Source organism: Collimonas fungivorans (assembly GCF_001584145.1).
Taxonomy (GTDB): Bacteria; Pseudomonadota; Gammaproteobacteria; order Burkholderiales; family Burkholderiaceae_D; genus Collimonas; species Collimonas fungivorans.
Map to the genome: position 1 here is coordinate 255,435 of NZ_CP013232.1, position 24,463 is coordinate 279,897.

Annotated in this window: 18 protein-coding genes; 16 read left to right on the forward strand and 2 right to left on the reverse strand. The window is 61.7% G+C overall.

What is annotated here, in order from left to right:
* The first annotated feature begins 20 nt into the window (after positions 1-20).
* Together CFter6_RS01130 and CFter6_RS01135 are read left to right on the forward strand one after the other, a co-directional pair.
* Positions 21-2,276 (forward strand): glycoside hydrolase, encoded by a 2,256-nt coding sequence (locus CFter6_RS01130; RefSeq protein ID WP_061542145.1) that lies wholly within the window; start codon positions 21-23, stop codon positions 2,274-2,276.
* A gap of 144 nt (positions 2,277-2,420) precedes the next feature.
* A complete protein-coding gene (locus tag CFter6_RS01135; RefSeq protein ID WP_236904482.1) occupies positions 2,421-3,695 on the forward strand; it encodes an alkaline phosphatase family protein in 1,275 nt (424 codons plus the stop codon).
* A 19-nt stretch (positions 3,696-3,714) separates the two neighbouring features.
* On the opposite strand, the gene CFter6_RS01140 is transcribed toward CFter6_RS01135, so the two are convergent.
* Positions 3,715-4,737, reverse strand: coding sequence for an alpha/beta fold hydrolase (locus tag CFter6_RS01140; protein ID WP_061538391.1), 1,023 nt, complete (start codon positions 4,735-4,737; stop codon positions 3,715-3,717).
* 114 nt (positions 4,738-4,851) lie between these two features.
* Entirely contained in the window at positions 4,852-5,901 is a 1,050-nt protein-coding gene (locus CFter6_RS01145; RefSeq protein ID WP_061538392.1) for an AraC family transcriptional regulator, read from the reverse strand.
* A gap of 252 nt (positions 5,902-6,153) precedes the next feature.
* Here CFter6_RS01145 and CFter6_RS01150 point away from each other — a divergent pair, with 252 nt between their 5' ends.
* From CFter6_RS01150 to CFter6_RS01215, 14 genes are all read left to right on the forward strand, one after another.
* Positions 6,154-7,476: a D-arabinono-1,4-lactone oxidase gene (locus CFter6_RS01150; protein WP_082814507.1), complete on the forward strand. Its 1,323-nt coding sequence runs from the start codon at positions 6,154-6,156 to the stop codon at positions 7,474-7,476.
* A gap of 16 nt (positions 7,477-7,492) precedes the next feature.
* Positions 7,493-8,689 carry an MFS transporter gene (locus CFter6_RS01155; RefSeq protein WP_167351332.1) on the forward strand — a complete coding sequence of 399 codons (1,197 nt, stop codon included), beginning with the start codon at positions 7,493-7,495 and terminating at the stop codon, positions 8,687-8,689.
* Positions 8,686-9,978, forward strand: a complete 1,293-nt coding sequence (locus CFter6_RS01160) for an alanine racemase (RefSeq protein WP_082814508.1) — start codon at positions 8,686-8,688, stop codon at positions 9,976-9,978. Before CFter6_RS01155 ends, CFter6_RS01160 begins: the two co-directional genes overlap by 4 nt.
* Positions 9,971-11,365, forward strand: coding sequence for a coniferyl aldehyde dehydrogenase (locus CFter6_RS01165; RefSeq protein ID WP_061538394.1), 1,395 nt, complete (start codon positions 9,971-9,973; stop codon positions 11,363-11,365). Before CFter6_RS01160 ends, CFter6_RS01165 begins: the two co-directional genes overlap by 8 nt.
* A gap of 70 nt (positions 11,366-11,435) precedes the next feature.
* The gene (locus CFter6_RS01170) at positions 11,436-12,812 is read left to right on the forward strand and encodes a DUF1329 domain-containing protein (protein WP_061538395.1); all 1,377 of its coding nucleotides are present in this window, start codon (positions 11,436-11,438) and stop codon (positions 12,810-12,812) included.
* Between the two features lie 65 nt (positions 12,813-12,877).
* Positions 12,878-14,824: a DUF1302 domain-containing protein gene (locus tag CFter6_RS01175; protein WP_061538396.1), complete on the forward strand. Its 1,947-nt coding sequence runs from the start codon at positions 12,878-12,880 to the stop codon at positions 14,822-14,824.
* Between the two features lie 23 nt (positions 14,825-14,847).
* The gene (locus CFter6_RS01180) at positions 14,848-17,268 is read left to right on the forward strand and encodes an efflux RND transporter permease subunit (RefSeq protein ID WP_061538397.1); all 2,421 of its coding nucleotides are present in this window, start codon (positions 14,848-14,850) and stop codon (positions 17,266-17,268) included.
* 8 nt (positions 17,269-17,276) lie between these two features.
* Positions 17,277-18,284, forward strand: coding sequence for a WD40/YVTN/BNR-like repeat-containing protein (locus tag CFter6_RS01185; RefSeq protein WP_150118572.1), 1,008 nt, complete (start codon positions 17,277-17,279; stop codon positions 18,282-18,284).
* Positions 18,285-18,341: 57 nt separating this feature from the next.
* Positions 18,342-20,651 carry a neutral/alkaline non-lysosomal ceramidase N-terminal domain-containing protein gene (locus CFter6_RS01190; RefSeq protein WP_061538398.1) on the forward strand — a complete coding sequence of 770 codons (2,310 nt, stop codon included), beginning with the start codon at positions 18,342-18,344 and terminating at the stop codon, positions 20,649-20,651.
* 159 nt (positions 20,652-20,810) lie between these two features.
* On the forward strand, positions 20,811-21,305 hold the full coding sequence (locus CFter6_RS01195; protein WP_061538399.1) for a hypothetical protein: 495 nt from the start codon (positions 20,811-20,813) through the stop codon (positions 21,303-21,305).
* A gap of 155 nt (positions 21,306-21,460) precedes the next feature.
* Positions 21,461-21,859 carry a nuclear transport factor 2 family protein gene (locus tag CFter6_RS01200; RefSeq protein WP_061538400.1) on the forward strand — a complete coding sequence of 133 codons (399 nt, stop codon included), beginning with the start codon at positions 21,461-21,463 and terminating at the stop codon, positions 21,857-21,859.
* Positions 21,860-21,909: 50 nt separating this feature from the next.
* Complete coding sequence (locus tag CFter6_RS01205) at positions 21,910-22,767, forward strand: helix-turn-helix domain-containing protein (protein WP_061538401.1); 858 nt, start codon at positions 21,910-21,912, stop codon at positions 22,765-22,767.
* A 69-nt stretch (positions 22,768-22,836) separates the two neighbouring features.
* Positions 22,837-23,382 carry a DUF3455 domain-containing protein gene (locus CFter6_RS01210; RefSeq protein ID WP_061538402.1) on the forward strand — a complete coding sequence of 182 codons (546 nt, stop codon included), beginning with the start codon at positions 22,837-22,839 and terminating at the stop codon, positions 23,380-23,382.
* Positions 23,383-23,572: 190 nt separating this feature from the next.
* Positions 23,573-24,457, forward strand: coding sequence for an amino acid ABC transporter substrate-binding protein (locus CFter6_RS01215; RefSeq protein WP_061538403.1), 885 nt, complete (start codon positions 23,573-23,575; stop codon positions 24,455-24,457).
* Positions 24,458-24,463: the final 6 nt, after the last annotated feature.

Consider the following 24,463-nt stretch of genomic DNA (forward strand, 5'->3'; position numbering starts at 1 on the left):
TTCGCCTGATCTTGAGCGCCATGAAAAAATCCCTGCTTTCTTTTCTGTCCGGCACGCTATTGCTGCTTGCCGTTTTTTCCAGCCAGGCGCAGGCAGCAATCGTGCTGGAGAACCCGCTCTGGCACATCGTGCTGGATCCGGGCACGCTGGCGATCCGCGTAACGCCTGCCGGCGCCACCGCGATCCAGGTTTCCGACGGCGTCGGCAGCCATCGGGTCGCGGCCCTGCAAAGCACAGCCGGCCAGGCCGGCTGGCAATGGGACGACGGCGCCTACCGCATCGAGGCAAAACTCAGCGAGCGCGACCTGATGCTGACCGTGCACGCCAAGGCGGCGGGCGCACTGACTCTCGTCAGGCAGCCGGGAAGCGCGATAGGACGTGGCTTGATCCTGCCGCTGGCGGAGGGCCACTATGTGGCGCGCGACAACAAGGTGTGGAATGACTTCATCCTGCAAAAGATGGAGCGCCTGAATACCACGCAAGATCTCAGCCTGCCCTTGTGGGGCATGGATCACGGCAAGTTTTCCCTGCATTGGCTGCTGACCAATCCATACAACAACCAGCTTGATTTCAGCGCCGACGGCGCCGGGCTGGCGCTACAGGCCAGCCACACTTTCACGCAACTGGCGCCCGCTACGCCGATGACGCTTACCTTGCACCTGGGCGACGGCGACCTGCTCGCCGGCGCCAAGCGCTATCGCGCCTGGCTGCTCGCCGAAGGCCGCTTCGAATTCCTGGCGGACAAGATAGCGAAAAGCCCGGGCGCCGCCAAGCTGATCGGCGCATCGCATGCCTATCTGTGGGGCAGCGGACTGATCGCCGCCAGGGATGTCAGGAGCTGGCCGGCTTTCCTGAGGATTTTGCGCAGCAAGAATCCGCTGGCAATCGACCTGCGCCGGCATTTCGGGCCGGAAAGCAGGAAAGCATTGGTGGAAGCCGGGACCAACCCTGCCAGGTATCAGGAAAAAATACTCATCGGCGCCTTCAACGCCGGTCTCAACAGCTTGGCTCGCGAAGCCTGGCAGACCGACGCCCCCGACGTCAATCGGCTGGCCAGCCGCTATGGAGAACTGAGATCGGAGGTGGCGCAGACATTTGGCGCGGCCCTGAATGCCGATGCCAAGGATTGGGGCGGTGGCGTTTCCGGCGCTACCATGGAGCAGCTGCGCAAAGCGGGATTGCCGCGCCTTTGGCTGGGCCTGGGCGAAGGCTGGGAAGGCGGCTTGTGGCATCCTGAGGCAATTGCCGCCGGCGTCAAGGCAGGTTATCTGCTGGCTCCCTACGATTCCTACGAAACGGCGCTGCCGCGCGGCCACAATCCGGATTGGGCCACCGCGCACTTCGGCGAAAAGACCTATCGCGATTGCGCCATCGTGCTCGATGACGGCCGGTTCAAGACCGGCTTTAACGGCTTCGGCCACTATACTAATCCGTTTTGCATGCGGCCATTGATGGAAGCGAGGGTGAGGGCCGTCCAAGAAAAAACCGGATTCAATAGCTGGTTTCTGGACGTTACCGCGGCCGGAATGCTGTTCGATGACTATCGCCGGGGAGCCACCATGACCATGGCGCAAAATGCCTACGCCAATGCGGCCAGCACGCGCTGGATTTCCGAAGACAGGCAACTTCCGGCCGGTTCGGAAGACGGCAATGCCGTGACGGCGCAAGGCATATTCTTTGCCCACGGCATGCAGACGCCGGTGATCGGCTGGGGCGATAAAGAGATGCAGAAGGACAAGAAATCTCTCTACTACCTCGGCAATTACTATCCGCCGGAAGAACCCAGCAACATGTTCAAGGCAGTGCCGCTGAAGGCCTTGTATCGCAGCATCCATTTCGATCCGGCCGCGCGCTTGCCCCTGTACCAGGCGGTGTTTCACGATTCCGTCATCACTACTCATCATTGGCTATTCGATAATCTGAAGTTGACTAATGTGCGCAGGGAAAACGAATTGGCGCAGCTGCTCTATAGCGTGCCGCCGCTGTTCCACTTGAGTGAAGGCACCTTGGCGTCGCGCCTGCCGCTGATGCAGCGCCAGGACGCGTTCTTTCGTCCTCTGCATGAAAAGCTGGCAAACCAGGCGCTGACCGGATTCCGCTGGCTTTCAGCCGATCGCCTGTTGCAGCAAACCGGTTTCGCCGACGGCACTACGCAGGTAGCGAATTTTTCTGCCGAGGAACGCAGTTTCAATGGGCGGCGTTTTCCTCCGTATAGCGTGACGGCGTTAACCGCCGACGGCCAAACCACGGTGTTTGTCAGCGAGGACGGGCGATAGCCAAACGCGTGAAAGAAAATGCTATTTTGTCATGTTTACGTCACGCGCGAGTCATGCCGATGAAATATTCAGCCGCAATAATGTAGGCTTTTTAACAATATTAATGCATTGATAATTCCAGTGCATTTCCATATTGGGGGAAATATGCTTACAGTAAATGGTCGAGGAAAACGCCTGGCCGTGGCGACGCTGACCACGGTATTTTTGAACGGTTGCGGCGGCGGCGAGGAAATCAATGTCGATCCGCCACCGCCGGTTGTCGATTACAGCAAGCACAAGGCACTGGTGATCGGCGTCGACGGCATGCAGTACGAAAAACTGCAGGAAGCGATTGCGGCCGGGCAGGCGCCGAATCTGGCCAGGTTCCATCTCGCCAAGACCTATGGCGGCGGCATCGTAGGCAGCGTCACGGAACAAGTCACCTCCAGCGGCGCAAGCTGGACCACCATCCTGACCGGGGTGTGGGCGAACCGGCACAAGGTCACGTCCAACGACGACAAGTTCCGCAACCAGGCCGATAGCGTATTCAAGCTGATCAAGGATGCCGATGCGCGACGCCGCACAGCCAGCATAGTCAGCTGGAACACCATCAACAATAATTTTGCCCGCGATATTGACCTGAAGTACATCAGCCACGCCGAGAAATGCAGTGAAGACGATCAATGTGTGGCTGACAAGGTTAGCGGCCTGCTGCGTTTCGGCGATTTCGATTTTGTGTTTGCGCACTTCGACGACGTCGACAATATCGGCCACTCTGTCGGTTTTGTACCGGCCTACCAGGCGGCGATCCAGAGCACCGATGCCAGGATCGGGCAAATGCTGGCGGCTCTGCAACGGCGTCAGCAAGAGCATCCGGATGAAGACTGGCTCATCATGGTGACGCCGGACCATGGCCGCAGCGTGCCAGGCGGCTTCGGGCACGGCAGCCAGACCCTGAGTGAAAAGACTACCTTCATCGCCATCAATAAAGAAGCTAATGCGCAGTTCAGCTCACCGTTCAAGGATCCGGTGGACACGGGGTTCAATGGCTTGTACGGCAATGCCACGCAGGCCGATATCGTGCCAACCGTACTGACCCATCTTGGCGTCAAGCCGGATGCCGCCGGCTACCGCATCGACGGCGTCCCGCTGCTGGGCCAGCCGAGCGTGCGGCAACTGACAGCCAAGGCCGACGGCGAGGCGCGCAGCGTCACTCTGCAATGGCGCAATTCAGGTCAGCCATCCGGCAAGCTGTTGACGATTTATCGCGATGGCAAGCAGATCGCACAGCTGGACGACGCTGCAACTATCTATGTCGACCAGGGTCTGGAGATCCAGGACGGTATCTCCGAGTTCAACTACAGCGTGGTGCTTGACCAAGTGCCGGCGGCCTACCTGGCGCGCATCAATGTTGATAAACCGGCGCCGGTTAATCCGTAAAGCGAATCCGTAAAGCGGTTCAGTGCGCGGCCAACCAGGCCAGCAAAGCTTTATGGAACTCGGCCGGTTGTTCCATCTGCGGTGCATGGCCGAGGCCGGAAAACTCTATCAGCGTAGCTTGCGGGATCTGCTTGGCTGCCTGTTTGCCCAGCACGTTGTAACGGCCGATTTTTGCCTTTACCGCCGCCGGCGCCGCATCGCTGCCGATGGCGGTGGTGTCGGCGTCGCCGATCAACAGCAGGGTGGGCACGCTGAGATCCTTGAACTCGTAGACCACCGGCTGGGTAAAGATCATGTCGTAGATCAGCGCAGAGTTCCACGCCACCAGCTCGTGGCCCGGACCTTGGTTAAGCCCGGCCAGCATGGTCACCCAGCGTTCGTATTCCGGTTTCCAGCGGCCGACATAGTAGGTGCTCTGTTCGTATTTGCGCAGGCCGTCGGCGTTCAGCTTCAGCTCGCGCTGGTACCACTGGTCGACCGTGCGGTAAGGCACGCCCAGCGCTTTCCAGTCTTCCAGGCCGATAGGGTTGACCATCACCAGCTGCGCCGTCTGCTCCGGGTATAGCAGGGCATAGCGGGTAGCCAGCATGCCGCCGGTAGAGTGGCCGACGATGGTGGCTTTTTGAATGCCTAGCTGTTCCAGCAGGCCGTGGGTATTGATGGCGAGCTGCTGGAACGAATACTGGTAATGCCCGGGTTTGCTCGAGGTGCAGAAACCGACCTGGTCAGGCGCCACCACCCGGTAGCCGGCCGTACTCAAGGCCTTGATGGTCTGCTCCCAGGTCGCGCCGCAGAAATTCTTGCCATGCATGAGAACCACGGTGCGGCCATTGGCGGCGCCGGCCGCTGCGACATCCATGTAACCCATCTGCAGCTGCTTGCCTTGCGATTCGAAGGCGTAATGCTTCAATTCATAAGGGTAGTCGAAACCTTGCAGTTCAGGACCGTAGACGGGGGCGGCAGGAAGCGTTTGTACGGCGGCGGCAGACAGCGTGGCGCTCAGCAGCAAACTGCCAAGCAGGGACGGCAATGGATTCGGCATGCGCTAATTCTCCGGAAACGAAGCGGCCATGTTACTCCCGGATTTCGATCGGCGCTCGCCGGTCCGGCGTTTGCACGCGGGGCGAAAATTACTTACATCTTGCGGCGTGACTGGTCACTGGAAATTCGGGGAGTTGTGGCTGCTGCGGTAATTGCCTGGGGTTTCACCGGTCCATGCCTTGAAGGCGCGGCGGAAACTGCGGACGTCGGTGAAGCCGAGCTGGGCCGCGATCTCGCTCTGCGTCAGCTGGCGGGTTTCCAGCAGGTTCCTGGCGCGGCGCTCCTGCATCTGGGCCCGTATCTGCTGGAACGACATGCCGCACTGGTCGAGATGGCGGCGCAGCGTCCGTTCCGTGAGGTTGAGGCTGCCGGCGATTTCAGCCATGTTCGGCGGCGACTCCCAGTTGCGGCGCAATACGCTTTCGATCGATTCAATCAGGTCCGGGGTGTCGGGATTGCGCATCGCCATGCGTTGCAGATGTTCCAGCGCCTGGCGCTGCGCCAGCGGGTTGTGGGTGTCGAGCGGCATCGCGAACAAGGAGGCGTCGGCCACGATGCAATTGCGTTGCGCCGAAAATTGCAGGGGGCAGTTGAACAGCTGCCGGTAATGCGCGGCATAGGCCGGCGCCGGATACTGCAGTTCCATGCGCAGCAGCAGGCCGCGGGTTCCCAGCAGGATTTGGCCCATGTTCATGAGATGAGCGGTGACTTCCTCGATCAGGAACGGAGTAATCGCGGCGTCGCCCGGGTTATGGAAGACCGCGATGCACTCGTGTTCGGTCGCCGTGAAATCGATGTCCACCATGGTGCCGCCTTCCTTGTGGTAGCGGCGGCAATGATCGATGGCCTCGCCGAAGGTGGCGGAAGTCATCATTGCAAAGCCGACCATGCCCAGCGAATTCAAGGTCTGCTTGCTGCCGACCAGCAGGCCGAGCGGCAATTCCGGCAACAGCTTGATGGCGTGCGCGATCATGCCGCTGGTCTGGCGGCGCGACAGCCTGAAGGAAGGATCTTCCAGGTCGGAGACGGTCAGACCGAAGCGCGCCAGCACCCGGGCCGGCGCAACGCCGTTTTCGGCAAGGACCTGGGTCAGGGCTAGGGCGATGTTTGGCGTAATGGACGCTTTGTCATCATTCGTCAAACTGTTGCCTTTGCTGTAACGCATACGCCGACTCCTAGTCTCGATTTGCCCCGAAATTCTGCGGATAAGGTTTTCGTACGGCCCATTTTGGCCGGATATGTTCCCTTATTTTCTGTCGCGGTCCTGTCGTCGCCGGGACCGAGTCCATATAATTATTTCGAATATGTTACATCAAAAAAAACCTCGCATGAGCCAAGCCGGGCCTGAATTTAGCGCTTGCCTGGCTAGTGTTTCGTGCGGTGCAGCGCAACTGCGGTATCTTGAGAGGAGTGCAGTTTGGATCAAGCAATTTTGGCGCCGCAAGAAGGCCAGGTTGGCTGGCGCAACTGGTCGGGGTCGGTACGGTTTTCACCGGCCCGCTATTCCTCTCCGGGGTCGATGGAGGAGCTGAGGGCGGTAGTCCGCAGCTCTGTGGCCGCCGGGCAATCGCTGCGGGTGGTGGGCAGCGGCCACTCGTTCGTGCCGCTGGTGGAGACCGGCGGGGCGCTGGTATCGCTGCGCAACATGAGCGGCGTCGCCTCGGTGGAGGCCGGCGTGGCCGATGTCTGGGCTGGCACCGACCTCAAGACGCTGGGTGAGCAGCTGGGCGCGAGCGGCCACGGCATGCTGAATCTGGGCGACATCAACAAGCAGTCCCTGGCCGGGGCGGTGGGTACCGGAACGCACGGTACCGGGATCGGACTGGGTTCGATCTCGACCCAGGTGCGGGGCATGACGCTGGTAATGCCGGACGGCGAGCCGGTGACCTGTTCGCCGACGCAGGAGCCGGACCTGTTCGCCGCGGCGCGGGTAGCCATGGGCAGCCTCGGCATCATGGCGAAGATCAAGATCGAGGTCGTCCCCGCTTACCGGCTCGAGCTGGTCAAGCAGGCCATGGACCTGGATGCCTGCCTGGACAACGCTCCCGTCCTGGCGCAGCAGAATCGCCATTTCGAGTTCTATTGGTTTCCTCATACCCGCAAGACCGTGGTCAAGCTGATGAACCAGACCGAGGCCCAGGTCTCAAACCAGGGACTGACCAGCGCGATCGAGCTGGCGCTGGAAAATGGCGTATTCGGAATGCTGTCGCGCCTGGTGCGCGCCAAGCCGGAGCGCGCGCCAGGTGTTGCGCGACTGATCGGCAAGCTGGTCGGCAACAAGGCGCCGGTAATGGTGGCTGACTGCCGCCGCGCCTTTGCCACCGAGCGCCTGGTGCGGTTCAATGAAATGGAGTACGAACTCCCCGCCGAACGCGGACCGGAGGCGCTGCGCGAACTGGCCGCCTATATCGAAAAGAACAAGGTGCTGGTACATTTCCCGGTCGAATACCGTTACGTCAAAGGCGACGACATCTGGCTGTCGCCGTTCTACGGCCGCGATTCCGCATCGATTTCGGTACACCAGTATGTGGGCATGGAGCACGAGCCGTATTTCCGCGCGGCCGAGGCGATTTTCCTCAACCATGGCGGCCGCCCGCACTGGGGCAAGATGCATAATCTCGGTGCCCGGCAACTGGCGGGCCTTTATCCGCGCTGGGATGATTTCATGGCGTTACGGGACCAGATCGATCCGGCCGGCGTCTTCGTCAACCCGTTGCTGAAACGATATTTTGGATGCTGAGGCAGACATGCATGGCGTGAAAACTTTACCGTTGCAGCGCTGGGGAATCCTGGCCATCTTCTGCGCCGCGCTGATCATGACGCAGGTGTTCTGGTACGACTTCGCGCCGATCCTGACCTATGTCTCCGGCCATTATGGCGTCAGCGAGTTGTCCGCCAGCCTGCTGATCCTGGTGTTCCCGGTGATGAGCATCCTGGTTTCGGCCTTGGCCGGCGGCTTCATCGACCACCGCGGCTACCGCCTGTCCCTGCTCATCGGCACCGGCTTGATGGCCGCTTGCAGCCTGTTGCGCGTGATCGACAATTTCTGGCTGCTGGTGCTGGCGCAAACCGGCATTGCGGTCGCCGTGCCGTTCGTGGTGACGCCGATCACGGTGCTGGTGTCGGACTGGTTCGATGCGCGCGACGAGGCCAAGGTAACCGGCATTTGCGCAATCGCCATCTTTGCCGGGCTGGCGCTTGCCATGATGGTGTCGCCGCTCTTGTTCACCAGCTTCCGGCTGGCCGGATCCATGGCGATACATGCAGCTGCGGCTTTCCTGTTGTTCCTGCTGACGTATCTATTTGTCCGGCAACGGCAGTACCAGGCGCCGGCGACCCAGGCCACGGCGCAAGCGCCGTTCAAAATCAAAGGCAATATCACGCTGCTGGTGATCCTGGTCGCCAGTTTCCTGATACAAGGCTGTTTCAACGCCGCCACTACCTGGCTGGAGGTGGTATGGAGCGCACGCGGTTTCGGCATCGACGATGCCGGCCTGGCGATGGCCGCCGTGGTGGCGGGAGGCATTATCGGCGCCATGATCATTCCGGCGCTGGCCACGCGCGCCGGCAACACGCTCGGCGTGATGATTATTTGCCTGATGCCATCGGCGCTGCTGTTATACCCCCTGTTCTCGGCCGGCAGCGCCGCCTGGGGCATCGCTTGCGGCGCATTGCTCGGCTTCTTCTGGCTGCCGCTGCTCCCGTTGTCGCTGACAGTGATCGATGAGGCGGTTCCCAAGGCGCACGCCGGCATGGCGGCCGGCCTGTTCTGGACGGTGGGAAACGCTGGAGTGCTGGCGATGACGGTGCTGTTTGAACGCATCAAGAACATATTGGGCTGGCAGCAGGCGGTGGTCATGCTGATCTTGTGCATGGCCGCCGTGCTTTGCGTGCTGCTGCGTTTTGCGCCTGCGATGCGGCGTCACCTGTTCATCCATTCAAGGGAGGCATGATGCCAGCAAGCTTATGGCCGAAAGACCGTGGCGCGCCCCATGATCCTTATTTTTCGGCGATCAACGCCGAACTGCGCCGGAACGGCCCGGCGCGCCCTTGCCTGGTGATCGACCTGGACCGCCTGGACCATAACATTGCGCTGGTGCGGCAAGTCATGGGACCCGGCAGGTCGTTGCGGGTCGTCGCCAAATCGCTGCCTTCGCTGGCCTTGCTCGATTATGTCTTGCAGGCATCCGGCAGCAGCCGTCTGATGGCCTTTCACCAGCCTTTCCTGAGCGACGAGGCAAGGCGTTTTCCGCAGCTTGATTTTTTGCTCGGAAAACCGATGCCGGTGCGCGCCGCGGCCGCATTCTACGACGAGTTGCAGGGTCCGTTCGATGCGGCCAGGCAGCTGCAATGGCTGCTCGATACGCCGCAGCGCCTGGCGCAATATCTGACGCTGGCCCAGCAGCGCGGATTAAGCATGCGGATCAATATCGAACTGGATGTCGGCTTGCACCGGGGCGGCGTGGCGGAAGAGAAAGTGCTTGCCAGCATGCTGGAGATGATAGAGCGCAATCCGGCGCACCTGACGTTCGGCGGTTTCATGGGATACGAGCCGCATGTCGCCAAGCTGCCGCGCGCCTTCGGCACGCAGGCGCAATTGCATGGCAAGGTGTTGCAGCGCTACCGGGCTTTCATGCAGGTGGTCAGCAGTTCCTATCCCAAGCTGCTGCATCCTGGCCTCACGCTGAATGCCGGCGGCAGCATGTCATACCGTCTCTACGGCGAGCAATCGCCGATCAATGACATATCGGTGGGGTCCGCTTTCCTCAAACCCGCGGATTTCGACCTTGGCTTGCTGGCTGAACACCAGCCGGCCATGTTCATCGCCGCGCCGGTGCTCAAGGTGCTGGACGGCACCAGGATTCCGGGAGCGGACTGGATCGGAAAAGCCGCGGCATGGTGGAACCCGAACCGCCGTCTTACCTATTTTCTCTACGGCGGACATTGGCTGGCGCGCTACGAATCGCCGCGCGGCCTGCTGGAACACCCGATGATGGGCTACAGCACCAACCAGCAGTTCGTCAACGGCTCGGCGGCGACCGCGCTGGCGCCGGACGATTATGTATTCCTGTGGCCGACCCAGAGTGAAGCCGTGATGCTGCAGTTCGGCGCCATGGTCATCCTGCGCCAGGGAAAAATCATCGATTACTGGCCGGTGCTCGGGTCCTCCGATCCGGGGCCATCCCATGAACCCGCTTCCCAAGTGCAGATTACAGATCGCGAGATTGCCAGCCATGTTTGAAACCCGTTCGATTTTTGATGCGATGCATGCGGCCAGCCGCCAAACGCCAACACCGGACTGGGCGACGCGCGCCGACCGGCTGCGGCGCCTGCGGGCGCTGGTGATGGAGAACCGCGCCGCCATCGCTGCAGCGATTTCAGCCGACTTCAGCAATAGGGCACAACAGGAAACCGAGCTGGCGGAAGTGTTTCCCTCGGTCGCAGGCATCGCCCATGCGCTGCGCCACGGCAAGCGCTGGATGCGGGTGCGCAGGCGCGCCACCGGCCTCTGGTTCAAGCCGGCGGCATCGAAGCTGATGCCGCAGCCGCTGGGTGTGGTGGGCATTGTGGCGCCGTGGAATTACCCTCTGCTGCTGGCGATAGGTCCGATGACGGCGGCGCTGGCAGCGGGCAACCGCGTCATGCTCAAGCAGTCGGAGTACACGCCGCGGTTTGCCGCTCTGTTCGCGCAGCTGGTCAGCACCAGTTTCGCGGCCGATGAGATCGCCGTCGTCAACGGCGATGCCGAAGTAGCGCGCGAATTTTCCCGCATGCCGTTCGACCATTTGCTGTTCACCGGCTCCACCGCGGTCGGACGCCATGTGATGCGCGCCGCCAGCGAACACCTGACCCCGGTCACGCTGGAACTTGGCGGAAAATCGCCGGCCATCATCGGACCAGGCGCCGACTTCGACAAGGCGGTCGAACGCATCCTGGTCGGCAAGCTGCTGAATGCGGGACAGACCTGTATCGCTCCGGACTATGTGCTGCTGCCGGCAGACCAGGTGCAGCGTTTCATCGACACCGCCAAGCGCGTGTTCGGCAAGCTGTATCCGGATCTCGCCGGCAATCCCGATTACACCAGCATCGTCAGTCCGCAGCATTTCGCGCGGCTGCAGTCGCTGGTAGATGAAGCCAGCCAGCTCGGCGCGTTGCCGGTGCCGCTGTCGGACGCGGTATCGGATGCCATGTCGCGCCGCATGTCGCCGCTGCTCCTGAGCGGCGTGAATGACGGCATGCGCGTCATGCAGGAAGAAATTTTCGGCCCGCTCTTGCCGCTGCTGCCGTATGGCTCGCTGGAGCAGGCGATCACCTACGTCAATGCACATCCGCGTCCGCTGGCGCTGTATCTGTTTGAAAAGAACCGGGCAAACATCGACCAGGTGATGCGCAATACCGTGGCCGGCGGCGTCTCCATCAACGACACCTTGCTGCATATCGCGCAGGACGACCTGCCGTTCGGCGGCGTCGGCGCCAGCGGCATGGGCGCCTATCACGGCGAGTACGGTTTCCAGACCTTGTCGAAGATGAAGCCGATTTTCCACCAGTCGGCCATCAACGGGCTGTCGCTGTTCAAGCCGCCTTATGGAAAGACTTTCCAGATGATGATGAAACTGCTGGTGCGCTGACGGCCGATGCCGCCGTTTATCGAAAGTTTATCGAAATTCAGTTGTGATTTGACCTGCGAGGAGACGTGAAATGCACCCGATCAAACCGAAAGCATCCGTACTGCTGTTGTCTGCCGCCTGGGCCTGTTGCCTGCTGACCGCGCCGCTGTGGGCGCAGCAGGCAGCCAAGCTGGGCGCGGAACTGACGCCGGTCGGCGCCGAAAAGGCGGGTAACAAGGACGGCACGATCCCGGCCTGGAGCGGCGGCGACGTCACTGCGCCGGGCGGCTACAAGGCTGGCCAGCCGCGCCCGAATCCCTACGCGGCCGACAAGCCGGTGGCCTCGATCAGCGCCGCCAATCTCGATAAATATGCCGCCAAGCTGTCGCCCGGCCAGGTGCAGCTGATCAAGAGCATCAAGGGTTACCGCATGGATGTCTATCCGACCCACCGTTCCTGCGGTTATCCGGACGTGGTGTACCAGCGCAGCAAGGAAAATGTCGGTTTCGCCAAGATCGGGCAAAACGGCTACGAACTGGTGGAAGCCAAGACCGCCGGCTACCCGTTTCCGATGCCGGCCAACGGCGTCGAGGCGATGTGGAATTTCAAGATGCGCTACCAGGGCGAAGGCCTGACCTGGGCCTACGCCACTGCGATTCCGCCGAAAGGCGGCAGCGGCATCGGCGAGCCGCTGATCCAGGAAGACTACATCATGTTTCCACTGTCGAACCCGAAGAACAACACGATCGCCGGCGCCAAGGGCATCGAGTCGCTTTACCTGAGCCCCTACATCGCGCCGGCCCAGTTCGCCGGCGACGTCACCTTGTCGCACGCTTACATCGGCAAGACCAACGATATCTGGCTGTATTTCGCCAGCCAGCGCCGGGTGCGCCGCGCGCCGACCTATTCCTACGACGCCCCTATCCTGAACGATGAAAACCTTGAAACCATCGACCAGTACACCATGTACAACGGCCCGCTGGACCGCTACGACTACAAGCTGGTCGGCAAGAAGGAAATGATCGTTCCCTACAACTGGAACAAGGTCAACGCGGTGGAAAACAAGATCGGCGACGTGGTGCAGCCGACTTTCCTCAACCGCGACCTGACCCGTTACGAAACCCATCGCGTGTGGGAAATAGAAGCGACGGTCAAGCAGGGCGCGCGCCATACCTTTCCGAAACGGACCTTTTACCTGGACGAGGATTCCTGGCAGATCCTGGTGCAAGACCTGTACGACGGCCAGGGCAAGGTGCAGCGCGTGATGGAAAGCGGGGTAGTGATGGCGACCGAACTGCCGGCTTGCGTGCAAGAGGGTTACGCCAGTTACGACCTGTCGCTGGGACGCTACATCGCCGAACGCATCCCGGCCGGGCAGAAGCAATCCGACTGGCTGGCCGGCCGCGAAGGCCGGGTCAAGGAATCGATGTTCGAACCTGACGGCTTGCGCCGCTTTGCCACCCGCTGACAGGCGTCCGCAAAAATGCGTCCGCAAAAAATCGCGCAGTTTATTCGTATCCCGGGGAGAGAAGAATGAAGAAGATGGCGAGAAAGATGGCGAAGGGCAGGCGTTCCGGTTTCAAGCCGAGCATGGTGGTGGCCCTGGTATGGGGCAGTTCGACGGTGTTCAGCCAGACGGCCAGGGCGGAACAGTTCGACCTCGGCAACGGCCTCAGGGGCAGCTTCGACTCCTCGATTTCCTTCGGCATGGCGGTGCGCACCTCCAGCCCGAACTGCGCCTTCATAGGCCAGGACAACGGCGGCTGCGCCAGCAGCGACCAGATCGGCATCGCACGGCGCGATCCGGTCAATTTCAACCAGTCGTACGATTTGACCAGGCTGAACCAGGACAACGGCAACCTCAACTATAAAAGCGGACAGGTGTTCTCGGCTACCTTGCGCGGCGTGCACGATCTGTTCCTGAAAGCGCCGGACGGCTGGAGCGGCCTGATGCGCGCTGCATGGTCCTACGATTTCGCCGCCGACCGCACCCGTTATGCCGATCTTGAACCCGATGCACGCAGCCATGCGGTGCACGACATCCGCCTGCTGGACGCCTACGTCAACAAGGAATTCGAGATCGATGAGCATCCGGTGCGGGCGCGGGTCGGCAACCAGGTGATCAGCTGGGGCGAGGACATTTTCATTCCCGGCGGGATCAATTCGATCAACGCCATCGATGTGCGGCGCGCGCACAGCCCTGGCGTGCAGCTGAAGGAGATCTTCCGCCCGGCGCCTATCCTGTCGCTGAATGCAGAGGTGGCCAAGGGCCTGAGCGTCGAGGGTTATTACCAGACGCGCTGGAACGGTTACGAGTTCGATCCGGTCGGCACCTTCTTTTCCACCAGCGACATCGTCGGCCGCGGCTCCACCGGGGCCTTCCTGCCGACCTCGCTGGTCAATTCCGTCACCGGCCAGTTCGGCCTGCCGCCGGCGCCGCCCGGCACCGTGGGCGATACCGGCACCCGCATCATCGGCGTCAATCCCAGCACCGGGCTGCCGTTCAACCGCCAGCTATCGGCCAGCGAGCTGGGCGATCCCAACCTGAATCCCTTGTACGGCCCGCTGATCCATAGCGGCAGCGTGATCCCGCGCGGCATCGACCACAACCCCAGGAACAGCGGCCAGTTCGGCCTGTCGACCCGTTATACCTTCCCTGAGAGCGGCGACGAACTGGGCCTGTACTACATCCGTTATCACGACAAGATCCCGTTCGCCAGCATCCGCGTCAACCAGGGCACTACCGCCAACCCGTTCGGCTGGCAGGAAATTTACCTGGATTACGCCGAGGACCGCAACCTGTTCGGCGTCTCCTACAACACCCGCGCCGGCGACTGGGCCTTCGGCACCGAGCTGTCGTTCCGGCCGAAGGAAAGCACCCCTATCGATCCGACCATCGTCAGCAACCCGAACAATCCGTATTACTGCAACGCCGACCTGAATCCGGCCAACTACCGCCCCACCGGCTACGTCTGCCGCGGCGCCGTCGACCAGAAGAAATACCAGTTCCACCTGACCGCGCTCAACATCTTCACTCCGGGCGGCAGTTTCGGCGGCCTGCTGCGCGCGCTGGGCGCCACCGAGGGTACGTTTACCTCGGAGCTGGCGGCGGCCTACTATCCGGACCTCGATCTCAACCAGGGTATCCCCTATTCGGTGACTTCCGATTACCGGTCGCCGACCAAACTCTCCAGCGGCCTGGTGGCGCAGATCGGCGTCAACTATCCGGCTGCGTTCGGCGGCCAGGCTTCCTTCGCGCCGGACCTGTCGCTGTCGTACGGCATGTCCGGCGTGTCCGCCAGCGCCTTGCCGGGATTCATCCAGGGCGCGGGTGCGGTGGTGCTGGGGCTGACCGTGGATTTCAAGACCAAGCCGGCGACCAAGATGCGTGTCGACTACACCCACAATTACGGCGGCGGCTTGTCCAACCTGAGCCGCGACCGCGATTTCGCCACCTTCAGCTTTACGACATCGTTCTGATTAACCAGTGATTGGATGCAGGCATGAGCAGTAGTTCAACCCAGGGTCCCGCCAAGGATGGCCGGCTGCAGCGGCTGGTGGCGGGGCTCGAATCGGTTCTTTTCAGGCGCCGCCTTGCGGTGCTGCTGGCATTCGGCGTTTTTACGCTGTGCATGGCGGTGCTGGCGCTTGGTTTGCGCATGTCGGCCGGATTTGAAAAGACCCTGCCGCAGCAGCATGAATACATCAAGACCTTCAACCAGTACCGGGAAGCGCTGTTCGGCGCCAACCGCCTGATCGTGGTGGTGCACGCGCGCCACGGCACGATCTGGAATCCGCCGGTGCTGCGCCAGCTGCTGGGTGTGACCGAGGCGGTCAACTACCTGCAGGGAGTTGACCGCAGCAGCGTCATGTCGCTGTGGACGCCGAATGTGTTCTTTACCGAAATCACGGAAGAGGGTTTCAAGGCCCTGCCGATTACCGGCGGCGACATCATTCCCGAGAAGCTCAATCCGCAGGTGATCGCCGACATCCGTGGCCGCGTCGCCGCCGGCGGCTACCTCGGCAACCTGGTCTCGCGCGACCAGACCAGCGCCATGGTGCTGGCCGAACTGCAGGACAGCGACCCGCAGACCGGGCAGGCGCTCGATTACCGCGTCTTCAACCAGCTGCTGGAAGACAAGGTGCGCAAGCAGTTCGAAAACGCCGACGTCGAGATCCAGATCATCGGCTTCGCCAAGGCCATCGGCGATATCGGCGAAGAAGCCAGCCGCGTCATGGAATTCTTCGGCATTGCCTTGCTGCTGACCGCGCTCTCGGTTTACTGGTATTGCCGCTCGCTGCGTCTGACCATGCTGCCTTTGGTCTGCTCGCTCAGTTCGCTGGTGTGGCAGTTCGGCACCCTGCGGCTGCTCGGTTTCGGCCTTGATCCGCTGGCGATCCTGGTGCCGTTCCTGGTGTTCGCCATCGGCGTCTCGCACGGCGTACAGCAGATCAATTTCATTGTGCGCGAAATCGCCTCCGGCCGGAATACAGAACAGGCGGCGCGCCACAGTTTCACCGGCTTGCTGATACCCGGCACGCTGGCGCTGGTGACGGCTTTTATCAGCTTCATCACGCTGACCCTGATCCCGATCCCGATGATCCGGGAACTGGCGATCGCCGCCTCGATAGGCGTCGGCTACAAGATCGTCACCAACCTGGTGATGCTGCCGGTCGCCGCCTCGTATTTCAGCTTTTCGCAGGAATATGCGCAGCGCGCCATCGGCCGCCGCGAGCAGCACAGCCGCTGGCTCGGCGGCCTGGCGCTGGTGGCGCGGCCGCGCAATGCCTGGATAGTGGTGGCGCTGGGCGCCGCCTTGTTCGGCGTGGCGGTGTGGCAAAGCCAGGGGCGCCATGTCGGCAGCCTGCAGGCGGGCGCCGCCGAGCTGCGGCCGGAAGCGCGCTTCAACCGCGACGCTGCCGACATTACCGCACGCTTCGACGTCGGCCTGGACTGGCTGACGGTGGTGTTCGAGGTAGCGCCGGCGAAGCAGCTGGATGCCTGCGCGCGTCCCGACGCCCAGCTGTTCATGGACGATTTTGCGCAGCAGATGAGCGGCGTGCCGGGCGTGCTGTCGATCCGTTCGGTGGCCGATGTGCTCAAGGGCGTGAATGCCGGCCTCAATGAAGGCAACCCGAAGATGGCCACCATCACGCGCGATGCGCGCGGCCTGGGTTCGCAGTTCGGCAGCGCCAACAACCAGCTGCACGGCTTTTCCTCATCGGATTGCCGGGCCCAGGGCGTCAACCTGTACCTGAGCGACCACAAGGCGACCACCATCAAGGGCGTGGTCGCCGCGGTGGAACAGTTTCGCCGGACCAACCGGCTGGACGGAGTCAATATCCGCCTGGCCAGCGGCAACGCCGGCGTGCAGGCCGCCACCAACGAAGTGCTGGAACGCAGCGAACTGCCGATGATGCTGTACGTATACGCCGCCATCCTGCTGCTGGTGCTGATCGCCTACCGCGACTGGCGCGCCATGCTGGCCTGCTGCCTGCCGCTGACGGTAGCGACCTGGCTCGGCTACTGGTTCATGAAAGACCTGAACATCGGCCTCACCGTGGCTACATTGCCGGTGATGGTGCTGGCCACCGGCATCGGCGTCGACTACGCCTTCTACATCTATAACCGTTTGCAGCTGCACCTGGGAGCTGGCATTGCGATCAGCGACGCGGTCGAGCGCACCTTGCACGAAACCGGCGTGGCTACCGTGTTTACTGCGCTGACCTTGTCGATAGGCGTCGCCACCTGGTCGTTTTCGCCGCTGCAGTTCCAGGCCGACATGGGCAAGCTGCTGACCTTCATGTTCCTGGTCAACATGGTCATGGCGGTCACCCTGCTGCCGGCCTTCGCGGTAGTGCTGGAAACCATTTTTCCGCGCCGCGCCGGCATGCCGCGCATGACGTCGTCCGTTGCTCATTGAGGAAACCCATGCCATCGACATCCAAGAATATGCGTGTGATTCCTGCCGTGTTGTGTTTCTTGCTGGCGGTTGCCGGCGCCAACTCGTCTGCGGCCGAAGCGGCCAACTCTGGTTGGCCGACCAACCGTCCCGCGCAGTTGCGCCAGCAAGCCGCCGGCACCGCCATGCTGGCGGCGACCAGCACCACAGGCGGCAGGATCGTAGCCGTCGGCGACCATGGCGTGATCCTGCTGTCCGACGACGGCAAACAGTACCGCCAGGCGCGCAGCGTGCCGACCCGCACCATGCTGACCTCGGTCACCTTCATCGACCGCAACACCGGCTGGGCCGCGGGCCATGACGGCGTGGTGTTGAAAACCGCCGACGGCGGCGAACACTGGAACCTGCTGCGCCAGCAGTACGGCCAGGAGCAGCCGATATTGTCGATCTGGTTTGGCGATGCCGACAAGGGCTTGGCGGTCGGCCTGTTCGGGATGGCCTTGGGCACCAGCGACGGCGGCGCGACCTGGACTGAAATAAAACTGAGCAACGGCGACGCTGCCGACCGCCACCTGTACCGGATTGTCGCGACCGCCAGCGGCACGCTGCTGATCATGGCCGAAGCCGGCACGGTATTCCGTTCGGAAGACGGCGGCAAACACTGGGATGTAATCGACAGCGGTGAAAAGGGCTCGCTCTGGAGCGCCGCCGCCTTTTCTGAAAACGGCGCCAGCACCGTGGTCGCGGTCGGCATGCGCGGCCACATCATACGCAGCGCCGATGACGGCAAGAGCTGGCAGCCGGTCGCTTCCGGCACAACGCAATCGCTGACCGATATTGCACAACTGTCCGGACGCGAACTGGCGGCCGGCGGCATGGGCGGCACCGTGTTGCGCAGCACTGACGGCGGCCGCCGTTTCACGCTGGAGCATAGCGCCGGCGATGAACCGATCACGGCGCTGCTCAAGGCGCCGGGCGGGAAGGGCGCGCTGCTGTTTTCCCTGGCAGGCGTGGTGAGCGGCGCGGCGGCGAGATGAGATCCGCAGCGGCGAAGTCGTTCTGTAACGTATTTACCTGACATAAACGGAGGAACAATGAAATTACGACAGATAGCTGGCCGGATCGTCGCTGTGGCGTTGATCTGTACTGCGGCGCGATATGCCGTGGCCCACGATTACGTCGTGGGGCTTGGACGCGGCGATACCACCGCCGTGGCGATGGGGGAAACCAGCAACGCCTGGGCCGTTGCTCCCGGATTCAACGGCCTGCAGTCGCGGCTGACCGCCAGGGCTTTCCTGATCAAGGATGCCGAGGCGAAGCCGGCGGCCAGCGAGGTTCTGTTTGTCGTCGTCGAAGCTGGATTACCTGGCTCCACGGTGAAAGAGGTGGTGTTGCAAGAATTGGCTGGGATGCAGCAATTCAATTCCAGGTTTTCCGCCGAAAATCTCGTGATGGTGGTCACACATACCCACGGCGCACCGCCCAATGGCGACGCTGCGCGGCCAAAGCTGTTCAAGGCCCAGATCGACGGCATTGTCCAGGCAATCGTCAATGCCGACAATAATAAAGCGACCGCCGCCATCAAGGTCAGCCGAGGAAACCTGACGACGGTCAGCAGGAACCGTTCGATCGAAGCATTCAAGCTGGATAACGTCAACGACATCAAAGCTGTCGGCGAGGCCGGCATCGATCCGCTGATGACGCAGTTGACGTTCGTCCGCGGCGGAACCCCGGTAGGTGCGCTGACTTTCTTCGGTACTCACGCAACCAACATGGTCGATGACGGCTTTACCTATGTCACAGGGGACAGTTATGGTTACGCCGCCCGGCGCCTTGAAGACCGGATGAATCTTGGCAGGCAGAACGGCGGCCAGGGTTTCGTCGCGGCATTTGCGGAAACCAACCCAGGCGATGTGACCAGCAACAAGAATTTCGACATCTGCACAGACCGCCAGCGGCTGGATCATCATCAGACAGGCTGCAAGCGTGGCGTCAAGGACACGCCTTTCGACAGCATGAAAGAAATCGGCGAACGTCTCTACGACAGAGCCTATATGCTGCTGACGGCAACGGGATCCGTGGCGGACCCGGCCAATCCGTCATATCCAAAAGTCATTTCGGCGGCAGCGCCGGTGGATGACGGCCTTGCGCCGGCCCGGCAAGGATTGAATTATCGTTATCAGAGCGTCGCCCTGCATAATATCCTGGTCGATGGAAAATATACCCGCGGCATGGGGCCGAACGGCAGCGACCCTGGAGCGCAGCGGACCTGTGCTCCAGCCTGGGGCGCCGTTTTTGCTGCCGGCAGCACGGAAGATCTGGGCACGCCGCTAGCGGCTGAGGGTGCTGACAACAGCCTTTCGCTGGCTGCGCTGGTCGGTTATGGCCTGCAGGTGCCGATCTTGTCCGATATCCTGAAATTCCTGGCAAGCGCGGCGCTGCATCTGGACGCGCAAGTAGCGACACTGACGCCGGAACTGCGCGCCTGCCAAGGGCCCAAAGACGTGATTGCCGCTTTGCCGGCGACGCTGACGGAAATGCATGTGCTGAAGCTGGGATCCTTGTATTTCGCGGCCGCACCGTTTGAACTGCCGGTCATGACCGGGTACCGGATCCGCAAGGCGCTGGCGACGACGCTTGGCGTCGACGACATGAAGAACGTCTTGGCGCTGGGTTACCTGTATGGCCAGAGCCCCAGCCTGGAAGCCGGCGGTTTCGCCGGTTACCTGGTGACGCCGGAAGAATACGAGAGCAAGCAGTACGAATCCGGCTACACCGATTGGGGAAAATGGAGCCAGCCAGCTGTTACACAGGCGCTCGACATGCTGGCGTCCGACCTGAAAGACAATAGCGCGCCGCCGGCCAGGGCGCCGGTCGCAGCGCCGGCGGCGGACGATCCGCTCGCGGCGCTGGTGACTGCCGCCAATACGCCGGAAGAAAACATGCCGGCGCCGGTGGCGTGGGACGGCATTCCCTTGTTCAGGACGATCGGGAGCGTGCTTACTGCGCCCGCCATGCAATATGAGGCGCCCTTCAACAGCGGACAGGGAAAACGGCTGCTGGTCAGCGCGGAATTCGTGAGCGGCCATCCCATGAATCGCCTGCGCCGCAACGATACATTTCTTGTGATCGAAAAACAGACAGCGGACGGGCGCTGGGAGGAATATCGGCGCGATGACAAATGGGGCGCCAAGATCCAGTGGAACCCGACCGGATTCCTGTGCATCAACTGCAAGAGCGCCACGGTCACATGGGAAGTGGAGCAAGGCAATCCGGGCGGGACCTACCGGATTGTGCACAAGGGTAATTACAAGCCGTTCTGGGCGCTGCCGGATGTGGTCGAGTTCCGTAGCGAGACCGCACCGTTTGTGGTGGCTCCGCAACCTGGCAACGCTACCGGCTGACCATGCCGGCATTCTCGCAGTTTGCCGCGGATTGGATGAACCGCTTCTGCGGCAAGCAATCTTGCGCCACATTTTTTGATCGATGATGCTGTGGATAAAAGAAACGTTCTCAAGGGTGTTGCAGTCGCCGCCGCCGCTTGTATCGGCATTGGATGCGGGTTGCTGTTTATCGATGGCAGTCCGCTTGCGCTGCCCGGGCATGGGCGGGAGATGCCTTCGGCGGCGGCGCCGCATCCGGCTGTGAAATCGCCTGCAGCTTACGGCCAAAGTGCCGCCGCCTCCCTTCCTGCTTCGCCGTTTTCCGCGGCGACGGCGGTTTCTCCTGTCCAGGAGAAGCAGGCCGGACCCGCCGAACAGATGCTGGATCTCCCGACCCTCGAGCAGCGCTGGGCCAACGATCCGCATCGCGATGAAAAAATCAGGGATGTGATCGCGGTGACGCAAATGCAAGACCGCATTGCCGGCCTGGGCGAGACGCTTCCCAAGCTGGCGCCGGATCAGCAGCACAAGGCAGTCATGGCGCTGATTGGCGAAATGCAGGCGTTTGCCGCCAGGGGTGTTCTGCCAAAGAGCCAGGTGGACGGGGTGGCGAGCCAGCTGATGGCCGCCATCGATCCGAAAAACAAACAGCGAACCGCGGGGCAGCCGCAGTAGTTCGCCAAAGAGTATCGCGGCCAGGTTGCCATTGCCCTTTCATCGATCTGATTACCTGGGAGGTAATCGACCGTGCCCGGTGGTGCGCGGAGAATGCAGTTGTCGATCACGACAAAACCAATCTTCCCGACACTTACCTATCAAGGAGCACGACCATGAGCAGCACCAGCACCCATACCGATATCGCCAGCCAAGCCGCATCGATCGCCAGCCGCTATGTTGCGGCCTGGGGCGAGCAGGATGCAGTACGCCGCCGCGCGCTGATAGCAGCGCTGTTCACCCCTGAAGCGACCTATGTCGATCCGATGATGCGCAACGCCGGCCATGACGGCCTGGACGCCATGATAGGCGCGGTGCAGCAGCAGTTTGCCGGCCTGCGCTTCAAGCTGCACGGCAAGCAGGACGGCCACAACGACGTCGTGCGCTTCTCCTGGACCCTGGCTGCCGACGGCGCCGAGCCGGTCGCCATCGGCACCGACATCGTGGCGCTGGCGGCGGACGGCCGCATCCGCAGCGTCACCGGTTTCCTGGATGCGATGAATCTGCCGGTTTGAAATCCCTGGTTACCGGGCTACACTGCCCGGTAAATCTTTGGAGACAATTCATGGGCGTATCGCAAGCCGCAGAAAAAACAGGCATGGAGCAGGCCGCGCACAATCGCTATTTCAATGACTTCGCCGCGGCCTTGCGTTACTGGCGCGACAAGCGCGGCTATAGCCAGCTGCGCCTGTCGGCCGAAAGCCATATCTCGCAGCGCCACATCAGCTTCCTGGAAAGCGGCCGCTCGCAGCCGAGCCGGGAACTGATCCTGAAGCTGGGCACGGCGCTCGACATCCCGCTGCGCCAGCGCAATGTGATGCTGCTGGCGGCGGGTTTCGCGCCGGCCTACCAGGAGCGCAAATTGTCCGATCCCGAACTGGCCGCGGTCAAGCAGGCGCTGGATTTCATGCTGGCCCAGCAGGCGCCCTATCCGGCGCTGGTGGTGGACCGTCTGTGGAACCTGGTGATGAGCAACGGCCCGGCTGCGATGATGATCCGCTGGCTGCTGGACATGCCGGACAGCCAGCCCATCCCGCGCGAAGGTGTCAACATCTTGCAGCTGATGCTGGACCCGCAGGCGATCAGGAAATACCTGGTCAACTGGCAGGATGTCAGCGCCGACCTGCTGCACTGGATACAGCGCGAAGCCATGAGCGACGGCCCCGGCAGCGAAGCCACCAGGCTGCTGGAACAATTGCTGGCGCTGCCCGGCATCAAGGTAGCCAGCCAGACGCCGAACCTGGATACGCGCGTCTTGCCGTTCCTGGCGATGACCATCAGGAAGGACGATGTCGAGCTCAACTTGTTCACTTCTATCGCCACCATGGGTACGCCGCACGACGTCACCGTGCATGAATTGAGGATAGAGTCCTTTTTCCCAGCCGACGCCGCCACCGCAACCTGGTTCAAAAGCAGAGGCTAGCCGGGCGCTTTACAATAGGCGCGCTGGAAACAGGCAGATCCTATCGATGCACACAATGGAGAAAGCAAAATGACAAGAAAGATGCTAGGCACGGCAGCAGCGGCCTGGACCGCGCTGCTGCTGGCAGGCTGCGCCAGTTCACCGGTCACGACGACGATCGTGGTGCCTGACAGCCTGAAGGTGGCAGACACGCAGACCTTGTCGCTTGAGGTAAAGGCGACCGGCGTGCAAATTTACCAATGCGCCGTTGCCAAAGCGGATGTCACGCAATTCGAGTGGCGCTTCGTGGCGCCGGAAGCTGACCTGTTCGACAACGACGGCGAGAAGGTTGGCAAGCACTACGCCGGCCCGACCTGGGAATCGACCGACGGCAGCAAGGTCGTCGGGGCACTGCAGGCGCACAGCGATGCGCCCGAGGCCGGCGCTATCCCGTGGCTGCTGCTCAATGCCAAATCGACTGACGGCATCGGCGTGTTCGGCCTGACAAAAAGCATCCAGCGCCTGCAGACCTCCGGCGGCAATGCGCCGGCCGATGGCTGCGACCAGGCCCAGCTTGGGAAAGAAGCGCGCATGCCTTACAAGGCGATATACCGTTTTTATACGGCCAAACCGTAAGCTGCCGCCGGCGGCGTTTCCACTGCAGGCTGCAAGCGGAAACGCCGCGTCAGATTGACGCAATCAATTTGTAACACAGGCACCGCAAGCAGCAGAAGTACTGATATATTTGTCGCGGGGAAATCTGCTCCTTAATTTATTTTTCGGCAGCCTGATTTTTGTCGGGCCGCGACTCATTGGAGCTTACGTTATGCGTGGTGTCATCAAGCACGGCCTGACCCTGTTTTTCATCCTGGCGCCGCTCGCTGCAAGCGCAGGCGATACCCTCGGCAAGATCCGCGACAGCCAGACCATCACCTTCGCCTACCGCCAGACCGCACCGTTCTCCTATACCAATGACAACAAGCAGATCGTCGGTTATTCGATCGACCTTTGCCAGAAGATCGCCGACGCCGTCAAGCGTGAACTGAAGCTGCCGAACCTGAAAGTGCAGTACCTGCCGGTCGATTCCGCCACCCGTTTTTCCAGCATCATCGACGGCAAGGCCGACATCGAATGCGGTTCGACCACCAATAACGCCGAGCGTCGCACCCGCGTCGGCTTCACCGTGCCGCATTTCTTTTCCAGCGTGCGGATGGTGGTGAAAAACGGCAGCGGCATAAAAAACTGGTCGGACCTGCGCAACAAGACCATGGTGATCACCAAGAGCACCACCACCATCGACCTGGTGAACGACCGCAGCAATGTGCGTTCGCTCAACATCAAGGTGCTGGAAGCGCAGGACGATACCGAATCGTTTGCCTTCGTCGAGCAGGGCAAGGCCGATGCCTACGCGATGGACGACGTGCTGCTCTACAGCTTGCGCTCGACCGCAAAAAATCCTGCCGACTACACCATCCTCGGCGATCCGCTGTCAATCGAACCGTATTCGCTGATGTTCCGCAAGGACGATCCGGCCTTCAAAAAGGTAGTGGACCAGGAGATGGTGCGGCTGATCAATGAAGGCGAACTGAAAAAAATCTACAGCTACTGGTTCACCCAGCCGAATGGCCCGAAAGGCAGCAACCTGAACATGCCCATGGGTTACCTGTTGCGCGATTCCTTGCAATACCCGTCGGACAAGACCGCGCAGTGACCGCAG